The following is a 19,596-nucleotide window of genomic DNA, read 5'->3' on the forward strand; positions in this document are numbered from 1 at the left end:
GGTATTTGGGTCTAGACCATCTCTTCCAAAATGGGCATATGCACGATTTCAACACCGGCCCGTGCCAAAAATCGCAATCCACTATCGTCTTTGTACGCCGTCTGGTACACCACCCGTTTGATTCCGGATTGGTGGATCAGCTTGCTGCACTCCCGACAGGGAGACAACGTGATGTATAAGGTCGCCCCTTCACACGACTGTGTCGATGCGGCCACTTTGAGGATAGCATTGGCTTCGGCATGTAAAACATACCATTTGGTATATCCTTCTTCGTCTTCGCAGAAATTCTCAAATCCGGTCGGGGTTCCGTTATACCCGTCTGAAATGATCATCCGGTCTTTGACGATGATCGCGCCCACCTGCTTGCGTTTGCAATACGAGAGCTTGCCCCATTCTTTGGCCATTCTTAGGTAAGCCTTATCATATTTTTCCTGCTTGCGTGCGTTCATGCGTTATTTAGGGATGTTTTTTAAATATAGGGGCTTTGATTGCAGGTGCAATGGAATTCGCTTAAAATTAACGATCGTTCAATTAGGAAACGTATCGATCATCATCGGTATTGTCACCAAAAGCACTAAGATCGATGTAACGCCTATGTACCACTTTCGATCCAGTTTCAAGATTCCTACCAAAAGGTAGGCGACCACCAAGGCCAACAAGATCACGGTCACCTGAGAAAGTTCGATTCCGGCGGCAAAACCGAGCAACGGTCCGATCTTATGGGTTTCCTCTGCCATCAACATGTTGAAGTAATTCGAAAAACCAAAGCCGTGGATCAGCCCGAAGAAAGCGGTAGCCAAGCCATGGAAATAGATTCCGGTCGAACGTTCTTCCTTAGCGAGACGAAAGAGGTTGAAGCCTGCTGTCAACGCAATGGTCACGGGAATAAGGAATTCGATCAACCCAACATCGACCTTCACGATATCATACACTGAAAAAGCCAATGACAGACAGTGGGCAATGGTAAATATTGTGGCCAGAATGACTACTTGCTTCCATTGTTTAAAGCTGAAAGGGATGGCAAGCGTCGCCAAAAAAAGAATATGGTCATAGGCATTGATATCCAAAACGTGTTTCAGACCCAATTCGATGTAAAACCAAAAATCCTGCATTGCTTAAGTGTTTTTAGGTTATGCGATACCGCGTTCTTTTTGAATGGTCTCGTAGGCCTTTTGGACTTCCTTGAACTTTTCTTCGGCCCCTTTTTTAATCGCTTCGTTCTCGGTGACCACGCGATCTGGATGGTATTTTTTGGCCATTTTCCGATAGGCCTGTTTAACCTCATCGTCAGACGCCGATTTAGGGATTTCCAGAATCTTATAAGCATTGTCGGCCGCCTCGACGAACATGGCCATGATGCTTTCGAAGTCGTGCACACTAACCCTGAAATATCTGGCCAGTTCCCTAAGTTTGTCCACTTCGGCCTTGCTAACCTGGCCATCGGCTTGGGCGATCCCAAAAAGAAAATGGAGCAGTTGTAGGCGCACCGCATAGCGGGTGCGTTGGGTCAGGTAGGTACATATCTTTTGCGCGGAGACTTCCCTTTTCTTGATGACGTCATTGAAAGTCCGGAATATCGAATTGGCCCGCTCTTTGCCGTAAGTACTGATGAAATATTGCCGAACATAATCAAGTTCCCGTTGGCTGACCTGCCCATCGGCCTTGATCACAATGGAACATAACGACAGCAGGTTCAATTCAAAATCCGCCGGTGAAACGGATTGTCGACTAAAATCACGAATGACGTTCCGGCCTCCCCCGCCGTTGACATTGTCGAAAAAGCTGCCTAGCAAAAAGCCCAAAATGGCCCCTGGAAACCGGAATACGAAATACCCCAGGAGTGCCGCAACGTACTTGATCATCCCTTATTCGTTCTTTGATTCCCAAAGATAGGGTTTTGACCGTGAACGTGGCGCTCTATGGGCTGTAAGGTCAAGTGGAATAAGCGACAAAATTTGGTATCTTTGTCTTTTGAAAAAAGTAGCTTATGTATCCTGAAGAATTAGTAAAACCAATGAGAGCCGACTTGGCGGATGCCGGGTTCGAAGAATTATATACCAGCGAAGCCGTTGAAGGCGCCCTTAAAAAGGAAGGTACGACCTTGGTCGTGGTGAATTCCGTTTGTGGTTGTGCTGCGGCGAATGCCCGACCTGCGGCCAAATTGAGCCTGCAAAATGGCAAAACACCCAATCACTTGGTCACCGTTTTCGCCGGGGTAGATATGGAAGCCGTTGAAACCGCGCGTAACCATATGGTGCCATTTCCACCTTCATCCCCTAGTATGGCCTTGTTCAAGGATGGGGAGTTGGTCCATATGATCGAACGCCACCATATCGAAGGCCGACCAGCTGAGATGATCGCCGAAAACCTCACCGGGGCTTACGACGAATTTTGCTGAATACCGGCTTAAAGGAATGTTGAAACCGCCATTACGGCGGTTTTTTATTGCATATCATGAAAAAAGCGATCATCATCGGTGCCAGTTCAGGAATCGGAAGGGCCCTGGCCATGGAATTGGTTTCTGAAGGATACCATATCGGTATCGTCGGTCGGCGGGCATCACTGCTCGAAAGTTCGAAAAGCGAGCACCCTGACCACCTGACCATCGGCAACTTCGACGTGCTCGAACCCGATATTCCCAATCGGCTCGATGCACTCGTCGCATCGCTTGGGGGTCTCGATGTTTTGGTCATTTCGGCCGGCACCGGAGAACTCAACCCCACCCTAGCCCCTGAACATATCGAGAAGACCAATGCCCTGAACGTCGATGCCTTTAGCAGATTGGCCGTCTGGGGCTATCGCCTCTTCCAAGCGCAGGGTCATGGCCATTTGGTCACGATATCATCGCTTGCCGGTTTACGTGGTGGTGGTATCGCCCCCTCTTACAACGCCACCAAAGCCTATCAGCTGAATTTTTTGGAAGGTTTGCGACAAAAAAACCAGAAAGAACGAACCGGTTTGATCCTTACCGATGTGAGACCGGGATTCGTTGATACGGCAATGGCCAAAGGGGAAGGCCGGTTTTGGGTCGCCCCGGTCGAAAAGGCCGCGCGACAGATCGCCAAGGCCATCCGTAATGAAAAAGAAGTTGTCTACATCACAAAAAGATGGCGGTTGATTGCCTTGCTACTAAAAATTTTACCAACTTGGCTTTACAAACGATTTTGAAATGGTCCGGTTGCTTTCCTATCCTTTGACGATCATCTATTTCTTCTTTTTCGGGTTGACCCTTGTGGTATTCCACCCGATCCAGTGGGTGGCCTTGAACCTGTTCGGATATCGTGCCCACAAGGCTAGCGTCAGCCTATTGAATTGGTTTTTGATGCGTTGTACGAACCTTATCGGAACCCGTTACCGTTTCGACAATGCCTACAACATCCCCACCGATCGTCCATTGATCATCGTGACCAATCATCAAAGCATGTACGACATCCCCCCCATCATTTGGTATATGCGAAAACATCACCCCAAATTCGTGAGCAAAAAAGAACTGGGTAAGGGTATCCCAAGCGTATCCTTCAACCTGCGTCATGGGGGTTCGGCATTGATCGATCGCAAAGATCCGAATCAAGCCCTCCATGCCATCGCCGAATTGGGTCGCTATATCGAGACGCACCATCGCAGTGCGGTGATTTTTCCGGAAGGTACCCGAAGTAGGGACGGCAGGCCCAAAACCTTCAAGCCTTCGGGACTGAAAGCCCTCATCAAGAATGCGCCTTCGGCCTTGATCGTTCCGATCACCATCAACAATTCATGGAAATTGCTGCGCTTTGGCCAATTTCCGATGGGGCTTGGCAGCTATTTGAAATTCAAGGTCCAAGAACCTATTCCCATTGAAGGGGATATCGAAACGTTGGTCAAAAAAGTGGAACAGGCCGTCATCAAAGACCTCGTCTATTGATATGGAAGAAAGGGATATCATAGCGCGGACCAAAGCCTTTGTGAAACTCCAATTGAAAGATGCTGAAGGGGGGCATGATTGGTTTCACATCGAACGGGTCTATAACAACGCAGTCCGCATTTCCGAAGAAGAACCCGTCGACGGCTTGGTCGTTCGCCTTGCGGCCTTGTTGCATGATATCGCTGACCCAAAATTCCATGGGGGCGATGAAAAGCTCGGACCGAAAATCGCCGGTGATTTCCTGCGCAGCTTAGCCGTCGAAACAGAGCTGATCGACCATATCGTGGCCATAATCGCCAACATGTCGTTTAAAAACAGTTTAGATCCCGGAACCACCTTCAGTTCCAAAGAAATGGAAGTCGTTCAAGATGCCGACCGGCTCGATGCTATCGGAGCGATCGGGATCGCGCGGGCTTTCAATTATGGCGGATTCAAAAACAGGGCCCTGTACGATCCCGATATTGCACCGGTCTTGAACATGACCAAAGCGGAGTACAAGAAATCAACAGCGCCTACCATCAACCATTTTTATGAAAAGTTGCTGTTGTTGAAAGAGCGCATGCACACCGCAACGGCCCGAAAACTCGCCGATGCCCGACATCAATACATGTTGCGTTACCTCGAACAATTCTATGCCGAATGGAAGGGCGATCGGTAACCGCACCCCAATTTACCCGCTGAAAATTAGTTGCATTTTGAACCGCTGCCCACGACCGCTTCGTTCTTAGTTTTTTGTATCTTCAAACCATTCCTTAATCCAATTGAAATGCAACGAAGAAAATTCATCAAAAGTGCTGCGGCCACCTCTGCCGCATTTTCCATTGTGCCGAGTTATGTACTGGGCAAAAACCATGTTCCACCCAGTGATACCCTTTATGTTGCCGCTTTCGGAGTAGGGGGTCGTGGTAGCGGGGTCATCAGGGGGCTCCAGCAGACCGGTAAGGTGAAATTCGTTGCGCTTTGTGATGTTGATGACCGTCGTGCCAAAGAAACCTATGATCTCTATCCCGACGTTAACAAATACAAGGATTACAGAAAAGTTTATGACAAGCACCTCAGCGAGATCGACGCGATTATGGTCGCCACACCAGACCATACGCATGCCTGCATCTCCTTACCCTTTATGCGGGCCAAAAAACATGCCTATGTCGAAAAACCGCTGACACACAATATCAAGGAAGCCCGATTGATGACCCAGGTCGCCAAAGAAAATGGCATCGTGACCCAAATGGGGAATCAAGGAGCTTCGAGCGATGACAGCCGTATAGCCCGTGAGTGGGTCGAAAGTGGTATTATCGGCAAAGTACATACCATCGAATGTTGGACGAATAGGCCGGTATGGCCCCAAGGCGTTCCCGTGCCCAGCAAAAAACAACGGGTACCCCGTGAACTGGATTGGGACCTATGGTTAGGCCCTGCTGCCATGCGCGATTATAATGCCGCTTACCTGCCCTTTAAATGGCGTGGCTGGTGGGATTTCGGCACCGGAGCTTTGGGCGATATGGGATGCCACATTATGGAAACGCCCTTCAGTGTTTTGGATCTTGGGTACCCGACCGAAGCGGAAGCCAGTTGTACCACCGTTTGGGTGGGCGATTTCGTCGAAGCGGATTACAGTCCTTCTTGTCCGCCATCCTCGAAAATCCATTTGAAATTCCAACACGAATACCATGGTGACATTCAGTTGAATTGGTATGATGGTGGACTTAAACCCGACCTACCCGACGACCTAAAAGACAATGAAATGGTTGGCGACGGTGGTGGTGGAACCATCATGTATGGTGAACGCGGCACCTTGGTCTTCGATACCTACTCGCGAAATGCACGCTTCTTACCTTCAGAACTCAAGGAGCTGTTCAATGCGCCCAAACCAAAATATCCCCGTGTGCCCGAAGGCATGAACGGCCACATTGCCAATTTTGTGGATGGATGTTTGAACGGGGCGGCGACCTCTTCCGATTTCGCCAAGGCCGGTCCTTTGACCGAAACCGTACTCATGGGCAACCTTGCCGTGAAGGCCTATCAATTCAAGCAATTGAAGCCCGGCAAAAAAATCGGCGATTGGGCGCCCTATGACTACCCCGGACGCCGGAAGTTATTGTGGGATGGCGAAAACATGAAAATCACGAATTACGAGAAAGCCAATGAATGGGTCAGTCGTGAGTACCGACAAGGGTGGGACCTTGGTTAAATCGACCATTGGCCGTTTTAAGGAAGTATTCTGGTTGGCAGGAACGTTTCTAGCCACCTTTTTGGTCACCCTACGAGTGTTCGGAAGCGATTTATCGTTTTGGAATACTCCTATTGATATCAATATCCACGACACCTATTTCGTGTTTGATGGTACCGTGTTTAGCTTGGTACTGTTCGTTTTTATGTTATTCGGGCTGTATTTGCTACGATCGGTGGCCACGGGTTTCGCTAAGGCAGACGTGACCCTGGTCTTTATCATCAGCACCTTACTCTTGATGGTTTTACTTGGGTTCTTCCTTTATGGCGTGTATGACATTTATACATTTTCTCCCCATTCGGTGACGACCTGGGGTACGGTGTTTTACGCGCTCCTCATGTTATGGATCGGTTTGGCTTGCCTGCTGGTCCTTAGTGTTATCTATTATAGAAAATCAAAATCCGATTGAATGAAACGATTGCTCCCTTTCATGGCCCTGATGCTCCTTCTTCCAGTCCAGGCCCAAACCAATAACGACAACCTCAACACCCAATTGGCTGAAATGAAAACCTACTTTTTAGCGAAGGATTATGACAATTTCGCCAATTTCACTTACCCCAAGGTCATTGAAATGATCGGGGGCAAATCGACCATGGTCAAAGCGACCCGTCAAGCCATGACCCGCATGGAAAATGAGGGGTTTTCATTTTTGGACCTGAATTTCAAAGAGGCCTCCACCTTCGTCAAAAACGAGGGCGAACTGCAGTGTACCCTAACCCAGGTCATGCTTATGCAGACCCCGCAAGGCAAAGTACGCTCCGAATCGACCTTAATCGGCATTTCGAAAGACAACGGCACCAACTGGACCTTTATCGATGCCTCCGGAAAAGACAAGTCCGTCATGCTCAAGTATTTCCCGAACCTGCATCGGGATCTGGTCATCAAACCAAAATCACAACAATTGGTCGACTGAGGATGGAAACAGCAATTCGCGACAAAACGAAATTGCACTTCGGGTCCAATATCTGGGAATCTTAAATACATGAATCGCAGGCAAACGTTAGGTATCAAAACAATGAAACACCACTTTTTGGTGATGTTGCTCCTGCTTTCCGCAACATTCCTACACGCACAGAGCATCCATCGAACGGCCTGTCAAGGAAATCTCGTTCGCCTCGACAATCTGCTCCAAAATACCACAATCGATAGTGAAGATAGCCGTGGACGAAGCTTGTTGCATTGGGCTGTGGCTTGTGACAGAACCGAGGTTTTCGACCATTTGGTGCAAAAGGGCATTGCGATCAACGCCCAAGACCATGAAGGGGCTACCCCAATGCATATGGCCATACGCTTTGAGCGGATGGGGTTTTTTGAAAAACTAGTAGCCTTACAACCCGATGCTAGCTGGCTCACCACTTTTGGACCTTCTTTGATAACGAAGGCCGTAATGACCGAGCAAGCCGATTTTCTAAAAAAGCTGGTCACCCTTGGAGTCGATGTCAATGGGCTCAACGAACGTGGAAGCACACCGCTTGAAATCGCCCTACGTATCGAAGCAAATGAAATCGCGACGGTTTTAAGCGAATTAGGGGCCAAACCCGAACTTGTTCGTAGGTTCTCCCCACAAGGGGCGTACCTCGGACAAGATCCCCCGGGTACTATCTCGAAACTTTTTGCGCCCAATGTCATCTCAACCGAAGCATCGGAATTCGGTTCGGTTTTCAACAAGGCCAGTGACGAATTGTACTATGCGGTCGATGTGAACGGAAAAAACGAGATCCGGTTCACGAAAAAACGGTTTGATGGTACGTGGTCGCCACCGGTCGTCTTGCTAGCGCATGACCGTTACGGCTATAACGATCCTTTTTTATCCCCAGATGAACAACGCCTGTATTTTATTTCGAAGCGGGCGTTTGACGGTGAAGGTGATTTGAAGGACCAAGACATCTGGTATATCGAACGGACAAAGAAAGGATGGTCGTCTCCCATCAATGTGGGGCCCAATATCAACTCGGATCGCAACGAATATTACATCTCCTTTGCCCAAGACGGAAGCCTATATTTTTCATCGAATAGCAATGCCCCAGAAGATCGGGTCCGTTCGGACTACGACCTCTACAAGGCCGAATTCGTGGATGGTGGTTTTAAAAAGGCGGAACCATTGCCGGGTTGGGTCAACACCGAAGCCTATGAAGCCGATGTATTCGTCGATCCCCAAGAACGGTACCTTATTTTTTGCGGTATGTTAGCGGATGGCTATGGACGCGGCGACCTCTATATCAGTTTTAAGACCGAACAAGGCCAATGGACCAAAGCCTTGAATATGGGGGCAAGTATCAATTCCCTACATCACGAACTCTGTCCTTTCGTGACCCATGACGGCAACTACCTCTTTTACACCAGCAAGCAAGACATTTATTGGGTGGGCACCGAAATTATCGAAGAGCTCCGAAAAAAGGCCTTGGGCAAACAGTGAGCACCGATAGGGTTATTCGGGTTCCTTGGGGTGCAACTTTTTGGCCAAGTGCTTTTTGACCAACTCGTTTTCGCTGAGGGCAATGGCTTTTTCAATAGACACAGCAAACGTTTTTTGGCCCAATTCGAGAAGCAATTCACCCTGGATCGCAAAATATAGGGCGGTTTTCGAATAATCGTTTTTGGAAGCGACCTCATCCAAAACCTTCAAAGCTTTCGCGGCACCGTGTACGCGCTGGTAAGCAACGATCCTGTTGAGGGCCACTATGGGTGAGAAATTTCGTTGCAGGTGCAAATCGTACAGCTGAAGAATGCGGCCCCAGTCGGTTTCGGCATAGGTTTCGGCCGTTGAATGGTAGTACGATACCGCCGCCTCGAGATGGTAGCGCGAAGTCAGTCCTTTACCCGCACCCGCCTTTTCCAAATGAAAGGTTCCGATTTCAATCAGTTCGGTATTGTATAAAGACCGATCATGTTCGGCCAAGGTCACCAAGCTCCCCGCTGGGTCGATGCGGGCATCGAATCGTGCGGCGTGAAAGCACATTAATGCGATCAAAGCATCCAATTGTTCATGCTGGCAATAAGTATTCTTGCGCAACAACAAGGCAAGGCGCAAAGCCTCGTAGCAAATGTCCCGTTTGATGGCCAGGGTACCCGAAGTCACGGCATAACCTTCGGAGAAAAGCAGGTAAATAACCCGCAAAACGACGAACAAACGGGATTGTAGCCCCAATTCGACCGGAAATTTCGGTAAGCGTACCTGCTCCCTGAATTTCTTTTTAGCACGGGTATATGACTTCGCAACGGTCTCCTCTTTTTTGAGCAAGGCTTCGGCCAGCTCGCGATTACTGAACCCTCCCATGATCTTAAGGCTCAACACCAACTGGTATTCTTCGGAAAGCGAAGGGTCGCAGCATGCAAAGATCAACTTGAGTTGGCTATCGGTCAGTTCACTATCGGTAGCGATGTCGGAAGTCTGGGTCACCGCTTCACTATTCTTGGATTCCGTTACCAAGTCGAACTTCTTGGCACGGCGCAAACCGTCGATCATCGCATTGTTAGCGACCCGATAGAGCCAGGCGGTCGGATTGTCGGGTACCTCTTGATACCCCCACACCTGCATCGCTTTTATAAAGGTGTCTTGCACCACATCTTCAATGGCTTCGAAATGGGAGGCCCCATACTTGTTCGCAAGCAAGGCCACCACCTTTCCGTGTTCGTTTCGAAACAGATGATCGACGGTTTGTTGTATGTTGTGCTGCTGTGCCATAAAAAAAGCCTGAACGGATCCAGGCTTTATCAAATTGGTATGGTTTAATGGTTGTCTTCCATAGACAGGATCTCACGGACCTCTACATTACTGCCCTCATAATCGAATATCGGACAGCCTTTGGAAATGGTCACCGCCTCATCGATATCCTTGGCCGAAACGATGAGATACCCACCGACCAATTCGGTTCCTTCGGCATAAGGGCCATTGGTGACCAATTCGCCTCGGTTATGTACCACGCGACCATCCTCGGCCAAGGGGAGCCCATCCAATAAATGGCCTTCTTCTCTTAGGTTTCCCATCCATTCGTGCCATACTTGCATATGGGCCTGCTTTTCTTCTTGTGACAATTTTTGATAGGCTTCGTCGCCTCCTCTGAACAAATACAAAAAATTACTCATTGGTTCTTTTTTTAGGTCCGGTCGATGTGATGCATCGCTCCGAACGGGTTTTACATTGTTTTCATAAGGATGACGGTTCGACATCGCTCTATTGGACCGTTATCATAAAAATATTCAAAATAACTTCATTTGTCCAGCCTTATAAGGTTCATGGAGGTCCGTTCGCAGCTTTGGGAATTCACGTCCTTGAAAATATTTCTTTTTGGCCAATCGGGCCATCTGATGGATCTGTTCGGCTACTTTTCCTTCACCGCGATTGCGGAGACCGAAGCGGCTGTCGTTGAGACTACCGCCATGGCAATCTTGGATGAGGTGCAAGACCTTTTGGGCCCGATCCGGCATGGTCTTGTTGATCCACTCGGTGAACAACTGCCCAATGGCCCCATTCAGTCGAACGATCGTAAATCCGAAGGACAAGGCCCCATGATCGGCCACTGCTTTGGCCAAAGGCAGCAGTTCATGGCTATTGATCCCAGGAATCATTGGAGCCAGCATGGCATTGACCGGTACATTCGCTTCGGAAAGCCTCCTAATCGTATCCAACCTTCGCTTCAGAGTGGCCGTTCGGGGTTCCAACAAACGCCTGGTCTTTTCGGAAAGCGAAGTGATCGAAATGTTAACGGCTATCAATCCATGGGTGTTCAACTCCTTGATGATATCCAAATCGCGTAAAACGAGGGCGTTCTTGGTAATGATCCCCACAGGATGCCGGTACTTCAAAAACACCTCCAGGCATTGCCGGGTCAACTTGAAGCGTTGTTCGGCAGGTTGGTAACAGTCGGTGTTTCCTGAAAGTACAATGGTTTCGGCCTTCCACTGTTTTTTCTTCAGCTGTTCTTCCAACAACCGCGGAGCCTCTTTCTTGATCAAGATCTTCCGCTCGAAATCCAATCCGGCACTATAGCCCCAGTATTCATGGGCATTTCTAGCATAGCAATAAATACAACCGTGCTCACAACCTTGATAGGGATTCATACTATAGGACATGCCCACATCCGGACTGGACACTTTGTTGACTACCGTTTTCGGAAAAACGGGAAGGTATTCGGTCTTGTTCGATTCGGGCAGTTCGCCCTCTAAGCGGCAGTACTCCAAAAAGTCTTCACGCCGTTCGTAAACCTGCTTTAAAAATCGATTGTGGGCGTTGCTTTGCGCCCCTCGACCCTGAAGGTATGTTTTTGATTTCAATGTAGGATTTATTCCAAATTTATGGAATTTTTCCTTATGGCTTTTGTTAAATTATTGGGGCTCCAACGTCATGCTTCCCGAATTGCCGAATACCATGATCAAGTCTTGGTTGTCGAATGAAAATCCGAATTGCGCAAAGGTTTGATCCGGCACTTGGGCCTCGGCGATCGCATTGTAAAAAGCGGTGGCGAATTGGGTATCGGCTACCTCTGTGGTCGTGAATTCGAGCATGGTCAAGGTGGTTCCGTTGAGTTCGTACCGCCCACTGAACTGGTTGACCGAGGTTTGCCCATTGAAAGTGCCGCCACTTTCGAAGGTAATCAAGATGTTTTCGTTGGACGGTGCGATTTGGGCCAGCTGTTGTTGTGATACTTGGATCTGTGTGATACGCCAAGTTCCTGATAGCGGATCAGCAGTCGTTCCGTCATCGGAATCGCTGCATGCTGTTGCCGTTGCCAAAAGCACGGCACTCATAAAAAATAATCGTAGTGTTCTCATATTTGGGGTGTTAGAATTTCAATTGAAGGCGACCTTCACCAGTTGCTTCTTGCTGCCGCGTTTCGCATAGAAAAGCATGTTTTCATCTTCGGGTAGTTTTAAAGGTTTGGAGACCATTAAAGGCAAGCGCGCATCTTTATCATCAATGATCTTTTCGAAGGCCATCTTTCCATTTTCATCCAAGGAAATGACGAATACATTTCGATTCCTGCTTAAGCCTTGCTTGAAGATCAAGCGTTCGTTGTTGATCAGTTGCGGGTTCTCGGCGGCGGTGCAAATGAAGAAATAGGTCTTGCCTTCTTTGCAATAGGCGCTATAGGAGGCATAGGCCCCATCACCTTGGGTCACTTCCGCCTTGTTGATGTTCCGGGCCCAGACCATTTGGCCTTGCGCATCGAGTTTGGCACTTACGATATCATTATAGTGAAAACGTTCGATCTTGATGCGTTGCCCTGCCCCGGAATCTTGCATACTATGGGTCACGAAATACTCTTCGGCATTGAACAAGATGTCGTTATTCGGGGTAACATGTACCTCTTTAAAGACCAGGTTTTTGATTTCCTTGTCTTCTTCACGACCGAATTTATCTTGCATGAACTGTTCTGAAAACGCATTGTATTTCTTGGTGCGGATGGAAAGCGAATTGGGATCCAATTCGAAAAACGAGAGTCCGTTATAGCGATGATCTTTTCGATTCGCATAAAACCCAACGCAGACTAACCGGTCATTTTGTACGATGGGATAAAGGCTTTCGGAATACTTCCCGGGATCATCGACATTTTGATTGGCGATACCGGTATCCGACAACCGTACGATTTCATATTGGAACTTTCGTTCATCGACCTTGAACCGTTTCTTTTTGAAGTAGGCCTTTCCGACCAGATAGACAATACCGCTTTTTGAAAACGCCAAGTTTTCGAACGCATAGTTCTTTTCTTCCGCTTCTTGCGAAAAATCATATTCGCCCAGTTTGTTCAGGCGGGCATCGAAATGATGGATTCGATGCTCACTGATCTTGTTTTTCTTCAAATGGGTACTGATGACGAAGCCCGACTTGTTTTGGTCGAAAAGCACGGTGGTGGTAAAGCCCTTTGAAAAATTCCTATTGTAATAGTTCTTGCCCAGGGCACCGGGTACGGCCTTGGTTTTCACACTCAACAGCTTTTGGGCCTTGAAGTCATAGTTGATGGTGTTGCTCTGATGCACCCAATACTCGTATTGCTCGCGATCGAAGTCATAATTCAAGAACAACAGGTTCAGTTGGCCGTCTTTTAAAAATCCATCAACGAATTGTAATCCCCGTAATTTATAGTTGTATTCAGAGACCAGGTTCAGGTCTTTGTCGTAGTGTTCGATAAAGTAGCCCTTGGGCTTTAAGATCAGCCCTTGAAAATAGGAACGCACTAAGATGTAGCCCCCTGCCCCGTCTTCTTGGATGAGTTGCAGGTTCGAATATTTGTACCGATCGCTGAATTTCTCACCGAAATCATAAGAAATGGGCATTTCCTGTGCAGTCAATTGCCAAAGCATGGCACTGCAAAGTAGCAGTAGTAGTCGTTTCATAAAGCCGTTGGTTTAACCAAGGCTATGAACCGGAAAAATCAGCTTTTCTCTTTTCCAAAAAGGCCGATGTTCCTTCGGCGAAATCGTCGGTGCCGAAGCAGTGGCCAAAAGCTTCGATTTCAGCGGCATAGCCATTCGTATCATGACTATAACCTGCATTTACCGCTTTTATTGCCTGTGAAATGGCCGCAGGCGAGTTGTTCGCGATCTTTGAGGCAAGTTTTCGACAAACGACATCCAATTCGTCTTGGGCGACGACATAATTCACCAAGCCGAAGCGTTCGGCCTTGGCGGCATCGATCATGCCGGCACTCATGATCAGCTCCATAGCCCTTCCTTTTCCGATCAGTTTCGGAAGCCGTTGGGTACCCCCATAACCCGGAATGACCCCAAGGGACACTTCGGGCAATCCCATTCTGGCATTGTCACTGGCGACACGAAAATGGGCCGACATGGCCAACTCGAGTCCACCACCTAGAGCGAACCCATTCACGGCGGCAATGACCGGGGTACCTAGGTTTTCAACAAAATCGAAAAGCAGCTCTTGCCCTTTTTGCGCCAAGGCGCCCCCCTGTTCGACCGAAAAATCAGCGAATTCCGAAATATCGGCCCCGGCCACAAAGGCCTTGTCGCCACTTCCGGTAATAATGATCACCCGTATCGCAGGATCTTCGTCCAATTCCTTGAAGGCCTGGTGCAATTCGGCGATAGTCGCTTGATTGAGGGCATTCAATTTCTTCGGACGGTCGATGGTAACGGTCGCAATGGGCGCTTCTTCTTCAATATAAATGTTGTGGTATTCCATAGCTGCGGTTTCGAGATGATAAAGGTAGCCAATAGGGTCGAGTCGACAAGGTGGAAATACAAGGTCAATGTTCTTTAGGGAAGCGGACCGTAAAAACGGTACCCTTGCCTTCTTGGGAGGTAAAATCGATCGTGCCGTTGTAATTTTCGACGATGTTCTTGACCATCCCCAGACCGAGGCCCATACCACTTGATTTGGTAGTGAACTTGGGCTCGAACACCTTGTCTTTGAAATCATCGGCGATCCCAACCCCGTTATCGGCAACGGAAATCTTGACTTGATCGGCCTCAGGGGTCACCGTAACCAAAATGCGCGGTGACTCAACATCCGGTACGGCCTGAATGGCGTTTTTGACCAAATTGGTCACCACCCGTATCAGTTGGGTGCGATCGAGTCTGGCACGAATGGAAGCCTCATCCGAAATAAAATGGATGTACGGTTCTTGAAAGATATCCAAGGCCAGTTTGGTCACTTCGACCACGTTAAGATCTTCGTTTTGCTGTGCCGGCATATCGGCGAAATTCGAAAATGCCGAAGCGATATTGCTCATCGTATCGATTTGCTGTACCAGGGTTTTTGAAAACTCCTTGATCTTACTTTCCGCCTTGGCATCGGTCGGGTCGAATTTGCGTTCGAAACTCTGAACACTCAACCGCATCGGCGTCAAGGGATTCTTGATCTCGTGGGCCACCTGTTTTGCCATTTCACGCCAGGCCTGTTCCCGTTCACTGCGCGCCAATTTCGCCGCACTGGCCTCCAATTCATCGATCATATGATTGTAGGAATACACCAGCTTGCCTATTTCCTCACTGGGATCATCGATGTGGATTTTCTCATTCCGTTTGGTCAAGTTCGTTTGGTCCAATTTATCAGTAATGGTCTGGAGGGAGCGGGTAATGTATTTCGAAATGAAATAGGCAAAAACAATGGCCGAAAGCAACATCAACAGATAAACGCCCCCCAACCGCATCAAGAATTCGCGCAACTCCATATCGTTGAAAGAATTGTCCTCGAAATAAGGAAGATTCATTATACCGATCGGTTTAAAATTTCGGTCGTTGATGTAGGTGTAAGAGGCCTTGTACTTGCCTTCACTTCCACTTCGCTCTTCAACAAAGCGTTTTTCCTGGGTTTGCAAAAGATTGTTCAACACCTCGGCATCAAGGCAATTGGAAATGCTATCGGCCTCAAAGGCCGGTTTCGAACTTTTAACCAATCCGCCGTCGAGATCATAGATGTTGAAAGAGACATTCTGAACATCGGCTATCTTATAGATTTCATCCCTGAAAATATACTCTAGGTTTTCGGTCAAGGGTTCGTAGGTGGTCTCGCGCAGCACGTAATCGATGCTTTGAAGGATCTGTTCCTCTTTACGCTCCAAGCGGTTTTCATGATAATCCTTCGATTGCTCGCGATACTGGTAAATGGTCACCCCGGCAATCAGTACGGAAGCGATGACCACCAAAAGGATCATGGTGAAAAAAATACGGGAACGAAGCGAAAGTTTCCTCACTTGACGGTTTTGAGTTGCTTAAAGGTAACAAGAATCGCACCAAAGCGATCTTACGCGTTCGGGTTCTTGTCCCTGATCCGTTTGTACAGCCGAATACCGAACATCAACGCGAGTGATAATGCGAAAATGCCGATTACCCCGTAAATCCAGTTGAAGGCGTTTTTAAGGATGACCAAAAAGACGATGGCGAAGAGCACCAAGGTGGCCACTTCGTTCCATATTCTCATATACCGAGAGGTATATTTAACGATGTCACGCTGCAATTGTTTGAACATCAAGTGGCATCGAATGTGGTAAACGAACAACAAACCCACAAAACCCAACTTCACATGCATCCAGGGCTGCTGCAACCATTCGGGCATCAAGACCAGCAACCAGATCGCGAAAATCGTGCAAAGTATGGCCGAAGGCCAAGTGATGATGAACCAAAGCCGTTTGGCCATCAATTTGAACTGTGTGCTTAGGATTTCACGTTCGGGCGAAGGTTTCGCATCGGCCTCGATATGATTGATGAACAATCGCGGAATGTAAAACAGGCCGGCGAACCAGGTCACCACGAAAATCAAGTGCAGGGCTTTGATGTAATTGTAATACGCCACGTTTCGATCGGTTTGGAATCGAGGTCAAAGGTAACGCGCAACGATTGAAAACACGCAGCCTTTGACCAAATTCCAGTTAATTGGTTACATCCGGATCGCGCCGATACCCGCATCCCATAATTTCTTATTGAACTCGGGGATCTCCGTTTTCATCAAGGTATTCGCCCTTGCCTTCAAACCGGACCATTGGGCGTCCAACTCCTGCTTTCGGTCTTTTGAAGGTTGGTTGACACGCGGAATCGTACTATTGGTCGCGTCGATCAGGAACAGGTACTCGGCCGTGAACTTGTTCGGGAAGTTCTCCACATCATCATACGCTTTCGACTTGCGTTGTATCATGTCTTTGTCCCAAGCATCCATACGCTCCAGCAATTCCTTCCCAGCAGCCTTGACATCGGCATCGGTAACGTCTTTTAAGACCGCTTTCAATTGGCCTTGGGCTTTGTACAAGGTATTGACCATTTGGTGCATCTCGGTCAATCGTTGTTCCATATCGCTCATAAACGCATGGTATTCCGCGTACTGTTCCGGCGTGGTTCGGTAGGTGGGCATCGCAACGATTTCACCTGAAACCGATTTGGCAGTCTGCCCCGCTTTCAAGCGAACGGTATACGTTCCTGGAGGGACGACATGGCCACTGAATCGCGATTCGATATACGCTCCCGGTATGCCGGGCAGGATCGGGGTCCGCATGTCCCAAACAAAACGGTTCAACCCTTCTTTTTTCGAAAGTGTAGGGGCCCGTCGCGGACCTCCTCCGTTGTGCGGCACATAATCTTTATCCTTCTCCGAAGAAAAGCTACGCACTACCTTTCCTGAAGCATCCAAAATGTCCATGGTCAAAACGATGGAATCGTTCAATTTCGGTAATTCATAATATAAGACCAAACCATTGGCAGGGTTCACCCCATACAAGGTGCGCATGCCGTTGAAGTTGGTGATGTCTCCGCTCATAGGTCCATACCAAGCGCCGTTCTTCGCCGCCTTGGGTTCGTATAGTTTCATACCCTTCTGCGATGGGTCATACGACGAAAGCAATGCAAGGTCATCCAAAATCCAAAAGGCCCTACCCGAGGTGGCAACGATCAAATCGCCCTGATGGATCTTCAAATCGGTAATCGGTGTTTTGGGCAGGTTCAGTTGAAAGGATTTCCAGCTCTTTCCTCCGTTCCAAGAAAGGTATAAGCCTTTTTCGGTACCCGCGTATAGCAAGTCTTTTCGCAAGGGATCTTCGCGTACCACCCGGGTGAAGGCTCCTTGTGGGATGCCGGAGTTGATGCGTGTCCAAGAAGCACCGTAATCGGTACTTTTATAGAGGGCAGGGGTATGGTCATTGAACTTATACTTGGTCGTAGCGATATAAACGGTAGCCTTATCATGGGGTGAGACCTCAATGGCATTCACCAAAGATTCCCCTAGGTTTTTTGGGGTGATGTTTTGCCAACTTTCCCCATTGTCTTTGGTAATATGGACATAGCCATCATCACTGCCGGTATAAAAGACCCCTGCCTCGTGTGGTGATTCGATGACATAGGCCAAGGTGCCATAGTTTTCAGCCCCAACGGCTTCGTTCGTATATGGCCCCCCTCCATTACCTTGTTTTGCATCGATATCGCGTGTAAGGTCAGGCGATATTTCTTCCCAGGTCACTCCCATATCCCTTGTGCGCAACAACAGTTGGGCCCCATGGTAAAAGGTGTTCTCCTCGTGCTGTGAACGCAAGGTCGGGGCGTTCCAATTGTAGAGGTACTTCATATTTCGGGCCTCGCGACCTAAGTATTGGATCGGGGCGGCCATGACCTGGGTCGAGGCCTTTGAATCCATATCCAATACATCGATCGTGCCCAGATAACTGCCTCCCATCACATACCTAGGATCGTCGGGGTCAAAGGCCAAAAAGGCGCTTTCACCCCCGGCCGAGGGACTGAAATCGGACATGGTGATCCCCCCACGACCGACCGACATGCTAGCGATCATGGCCGAAGAATAATCCTGCTGCCCGGCATAGATGTTATAGGGAAATAGGTTGTCGGTGTTGATTCGATAAAACTGGCCCGTGGGCATGTTCACTTGCGAAGACCAGGTCTTTCCAAAATCAAAGGTCACCGCTGCACCCCCATCATTGGCAATGACCATGTTCAAGGAGTTCTTCGGATTGATCCACAGGTCATGGTAATCGCCGTGGGTACCCGATAGACGTTCCCAAGTTGCGCCACCATCAAGGGAGCGCAGCGCTGGGGCACTTAAAACATAAACGATGTCTTCATCTTGTGGGTCGGCAAACACCTCGATGTAATACCAGGCACGCTGTACCAAGCGGTTGTCACCGCTGACCATTCGCCACGATTTACCGGCATTGTTCGAAACGAAGAGGCCCCCTTTATCTTGGTTGCTATCGCTTTCGATCAAGGCATACACTTTGCTGGAATTCGCCGGACTTACCGAAATGGCCATTTTCCCTTTTTCTTTTGGCAGGCCTTCGGTCATCTCCGTCCAGGTTTCCCCGGCATCGGTGGATTTATACAATCCGCTACCCGCACCACCACTGACCACCATATTGGGCTTGCGCTGGTGTTCCCACATGGCCGCATACATGATCTCAGGATAGTTCGAATCCATAGACAGTTCAGACGCGCCGGTCAGTTCATTGACGAACAAGGTGTTTTTCCAGGTCTTGCCCCCATCGGTTGATTTGTAAATGCCCCGCTCTTTATTTGGGCCATATAACTGCCCTTGGGCGGCAACGTAGACGATATCGGGATTGGTCGGGTGGATGACGATACGCGAGATATGGTGCGTTTGGGTCAAGCCCATATGCTTCCAGGTTTTTCCGGCATCGGTGGATTTGTAAACCCCATCTCCATAAGACGTCATCACGCCCCTTGGGGCATGTTCACCCATCCCTACATAAATCACATTGGAATTGTAAGTCGAAACCGCTATGGCACCGACCGACCCCATTTCGAAAAAGCCGTCTGAAATATTGTTCCAACGTTGCCCGGCATCGGTGGTTTTCCATAAGCCACCACCCGTGGTTCCCATATAATAGGTCATCGGATCCCCAATAACTCCAGAGGCACAGACGGAACGCCCGCCCCTGAACGGGCCGATATTCCGGAATTTCAAGGGTTTGAAATAGCTTTCAGCAGTTTGCGCCAACCCTGAAAATGTAAAACAGAGGGTCGCTATTGCAAGTAATTTTCTCATAATCGG

The 19,596-nt window shown here is 48.7% G+C and carries 20 protein-coding genes; 8 read left to right on the plus strand and 12 right to left on the minus strand.

From position 1 onward, the window contains the following. Positions 1 to 11 precede the first annotated feature (11 nt). From ABV409_RS03420 to ABV409_RS03430, 3 genes are all read right to left on the minus strand, one after another. Positions 12 to 449, minus strand: a complete 438-nt coding sequence (locus ABV409_RS03420; protein ID WP_353876146.1) for a deoxycytidylate deaminase — start codon at positions 447 to 449, stop codon at positions 12 to 14. A gap of 78 nt (positions 450 to 527) precedes the next feature. Further along, positions 528 to 1,112 carry a HupE/UreJ family protein gene (locus ABV409_RS03425; RefSeq protein WP_353876147.1) on the minus strand — a complete coding sequence of 195 codons (585 nt, stop codon included), beginning with the start codon at positions 1,110 to 1,112 and terminating at the stop codon, positions 528 to 530. Between the two features lie 18 nt (positions 1,113 to 1,130). After that, positions 1,131 to 1,862, minus strand: coding sequence for a tellurite resistance TerB family protein (locus ABV409_RS03430; RefSeq protein ID WP_353876148.1), 732 nt, complete (start codon positions 1,860 to 1,862; stop codon positions 1,131 to 1,133). 125 nt (positions 1,863 to 1,987) lie between these two features. Here ABV409_RS03430 and ABV409_RS03435 point away from each other — a divergent pair, with 125 nt between their 5' ends. The 8 genes from ABV409_RS03435 (at position 1,988) to ABV409_RS03470 (ending at position 8,547) form a co-directional block, all read left to right on the plus strand. Next, a complete protein-coding gene (locus ABV409_RS03435) occupies positions 1,988 to 2,398 on the plus strand; it encodes a BrxA/BrxB family bacilliredoxin (RefSeq protein WP_353876149.1) in 411 nt (136 codons plus the stop codon). Positions 2,399 to 2,454: 56 nt separating this feature from the next. Next, a complete protein-coding gene (locus ABV409_RS03440) occupies positions 2,455 to 3,168 on the plus strand; it encodes an SDR family NAD(P)-dependent oxidoreductase (RefSeq protein WP_353876150.1) in 714 nt (237 codons plus the stop codon). A 1-nt stretch (position 3,169) separates the two neighbouring features. Then, positions 3,170 to 3,901 (plus strand): lysophospholipid acyltransferase family protein, encoded by a 732-nt coding sequence (locus ABV409_RS03445; RefSeq protein ID WP_353876151.1) that lies wholly within the window; start codon positions 3,170 to 3,172, stop codon positions 3,899 to 3,901. A gap of 1 nt (position 3,902) precedes the next feature. Continuing rightward, the gene (locus tag ABV409_RS03450; protein ID WP_353876152.1) at positions 3,903 to 4,559 is read left to right on the plus strand and encodes an HD domain-containing protein; all 657 of its coding nucleotides are present in this window, start codon (positions 3,903 to 3,905) and stop codon (positions 4,557 to 4,559) included. A gap of 108 nt (positions 4,560 to 4,667) precedes the next feature. Next, on the plus strand, positions 4,668 to 6,092 hold the full coding sequence (locus ABV409_RS03455; protein WP_353876153.1) for a Gfo/Idh/MocA family protein: 1,425 nt from the start codon (positions 4,668 to 4,670) through the stop codon (positions 6,090 to 6,092). Then, the gene (locus tag ABV409_RS03460) at positions 6,061 to 6,540 is read left to right on the plus strand and encodes a hypothetical protein (RefSeq protein ID WP_353876154.1); all 480 of its coding nucleotides are present in this window, start codon (positions 6,061 to 6,063) and stop codon (positions 6,538 to 6,540) included. Before ABV409_RS03455 ends, ABV409_RS03460 begins: the two co-directional genes overlap by 32 nt. Continuing rightward, entirely contained in the window at positions 6,541 to 7,044 is a 504-nt protein-coding gene (locus ABV409_RS03465; RefSeq protein ID WP_353876155.1) for a hypothetical protein, read from the plus strand. It begins immediately after the preceding gene. Positions 7,045 to 7,146: 102 nt separating this feature from the next. Further along, positions 7,147 to 8,547, plus strand: coding sequence for an ankyrin repeat domain-containing protein (locus tag ABV409_RS03470; protein WP_353876156.1), 1,401 nt, complete (start codon positions 7,147 to 7,149; stop codon positions 8,545 to 8,547). Between the two features lie 12 nt (positions 8,548 to 8,559). Here the strand turns inward: ABV409_RS03470 and ABV409_RS03475 are convergent, their stop codons facing one another. From ABV409_RS03475 to ABV409_RS03515, 9 genes are all read right to left on the minus strand, one after another. After that, a complete protein-coding gene (locus tag ABV409_RS03475; protein WP_353876157.1) occupies positions 8,560 to 9,849 on the minus strand; it encodes an RNA polymerase sigma factor in 1,290 nt (429 codons plus the stop codon). A gap of 11 nt (positions 9,850 to 9,860) precedes the next feature. Beyond that, positions 9,861 to 10,217, minus strand: coding sequence for a YciI family protein (locus ABV409_RS03480; protein WP_353876158.1), 357 nt, complete (start codon positions 10,215 to 10,217; stop codon positions 9,861 to 9,863). Between the two features lie 114 nt (positions 10,218 to 10,331). Next, the gene (locus ABV409_RS03485) at positions 10,332 to 11,405 is read right to left on the minus strand and encodes a PA0069 family radical SAM protein (RefSeq protein WP_353876159.1); all 1,074 of its coding nucleotides are present in this window, start codon (positions 11,403 to 11,405) and stop codon (positions 10,332 to 10,334) included. 51 nt (positions 11,406 to 11,456) lie between these two features. Continuing rightward, positions 11,457 to 11,903 carry an META domain-containing protein gene (locus ABV409_RS03490; protein ID WP_353876160.1) on the minus strand — a complete coding sequence of 149 codons (447 nt, stop codon included), beginning with the start codon at positions 11,901 to 11,903 and terminating at the stop codon, positions 11,457 to 11,459. An 18-nt stretch (positions 11,904 to 11,921) separates the two neighbouring features. After that, entirely contained in the window at positions 11,922 to 13,466 is a 1,545-nt protein-coding gene (locus ABV409_RS03495) for a hypothetical protein (RefSeq protein ID WP_353876161.1), read from the minus strand. 22 nt (positions 13,467 to 13,488) lie between these two features. After that, complete coding sequence (locus ABV409_RS03500; protein WP_353876162.1) at positions 13,489 to 14,271, minus strand: enoyl-CoA hydratase/isomerase family protein; 783 nt, start codon at positions 14,269 to 14,271, stop codon at positions 13,489 to 13,491. A 64-nt stretch (positions 14,272 to 14,335) separates the two neighbouring features. Next, positions 14,336 to 15,745 carry a sensor histidine kinase gene (locus ABV409_RS03505; RefSeq protein WP_353876875.1) on the minus strand — a complete coding sequence of 470 codons (1,410 nt, stop codon included), beginning with the start codon at positions 15,743 to 15,745 and terminating at the stop codon, positions 14,336 to 14,338. Positions 15,746 to 15,834: 89 nt separating this feature from the next. Continuing rightward, on the minus strand, positions 15,835 to 16,383 hold the full coding sequence (locus ABV409_RS03510; RefSeq protein ID WP_353876163.1) for a CopD family protein: 549 nt from the start codon (positions 16,381 to 16,383) through the stop codon (positions 15,835 to 15,837). 84 nt (positions 16,384 to 16,467) lie between these two features. After that, positions 16,468 to 19,590, minus strand: coding sequence for a VPS10 domain-containing protein (locus tag ABV409_RS03515; protein WP_353876164.1), 3,123 nt, complete (start codon positions 19,588 to 19,590; stop codon positions 16,468 to 16,470). Between the last annotated feature and the right edge of the window lie 6 nt (positions 19,591 to 19,596).

It is taken from the genome of Flagellimonas algarum (assembly GCF_040513375.1).
Taxonomy (GTDB): Bacteria; Bacteroidota; Bacteroidia; order Flavobacteriales; family Flavobacteriaceae; genus Flagellimonas_B; species Flagellimonas_B algarum.

Bases quoted from the DNA above. Each gene is read 5' to 3' on its own strand.
- ABV409_RS03455 (WP_353876153.1), top strand. From the start codon at position 4,668: ATGCAACGAAGAAAATTCATCAAAAGTGCTGCGGCCACCTCTGCCGCA.
- ABV409_RS03420 (WP_353876146.1), bottom strand. From the start codon at position 449: ATGAACGCACGCAAGCAGGAAAAATATGATAAGGCTTACCTAAGAATG.
- ABV409_RS03450 (WP_353876152.1), top strand. From the start codon at position 3,903: ATGGAAGAAAGGGATATCATAGCGCGGACCAAAGCCTTTGTGAAACTC.
- ABV409_RS03440 (WP_353876150.1), top strand. From the start codon at position 2,455: ATGAAAAAAGCGATCATCATCGGTGCCAGTTCAGGAATCGGAAGGGCC.
- ABV409_RS03430 (WP_353876148.1), bottom strand. From the start codon at position 1,862: ATGATCAAGTACGTTGCGGCACTCCTGGGGTATTTCGTATTCCGGTTT.
- ABV409_RS03495 (WP_353876161.1), bottom strand. From the start codon at position 13,466: ATGAAACGACTACTACTGCTACTTTGCAGTGCCATGCTTTGGCAATTG.
- ABV409_RS03490 (WP_353876160.1), bottom strand. From the start codon at position 11,903: ATGAGAACACTACGATTATTTTTTATGAGTGCCGTGCTTTTGGCAACG.
- ABV409_RS03500 (WP_353876162.1), bottom strand. From the start codon at position 14,271: ATGGAATACCACAACATTTATATTGAAGAAGAAGCGCCCATTGCGACC.
- ABV409_RS03435 (WP_353876149.1), top strand. From the start codon at position 1,988: ATGTATCCTGAAGAATTAGTAAAACCAATGAGAGCCGACTTGGCGGAT.
- ABV409_RS03515 (WP_353876164.1), bottom strand. From the start codon at position 19,590: ATGAGAAAATTACTTGCAATAGCGACCCTCTGTTTTACATTTTCAGGG.
- ABV409_RS03480 (WP_353876158.1), bottom strand. From the start codon at position 10,217: ATGAGTAATTTTTTGTATTTGTTCAGAGGAGGCGACGAAGCCTATCAA.
- ABV409_RS03445 (WP_353876151.1), top strand. From the start codon at position 3,170: ATGGTCCGGTTGCTTTCCTATCCTTTGACGATCATCTATTTCTTCTTT.
- ABV409_RS03425 (WP_353876147.1), bottom strand. From the start codon at position 1,112: ATGCAGGATTTTTGGTTTTACATCGAATTGGGTCTGAAACACGTTTTG.
- ABV409_RS03465 (WP_353876155.1), top strand. From the start codon at position 6,541: ATGAAACGATTGCTCCCTTTCATGGCCCTGATGCTCCTTCTTCCAGTC.
- ABV409_RS03470 (WP_353876156.1), top strand. From the start codon at position 7,147: ATGAAACACCACTTTTTGGTGATGTTGCTCCTGCTTTCCGCAACATTC.
- ABV409_RS03505 (WP_353876875.1), bottom strand. From the start codon at position 15,745: ATGATCCTTTTGGTGGTCATCGCTTCCGTACTGATTGCCGGGGTGACC.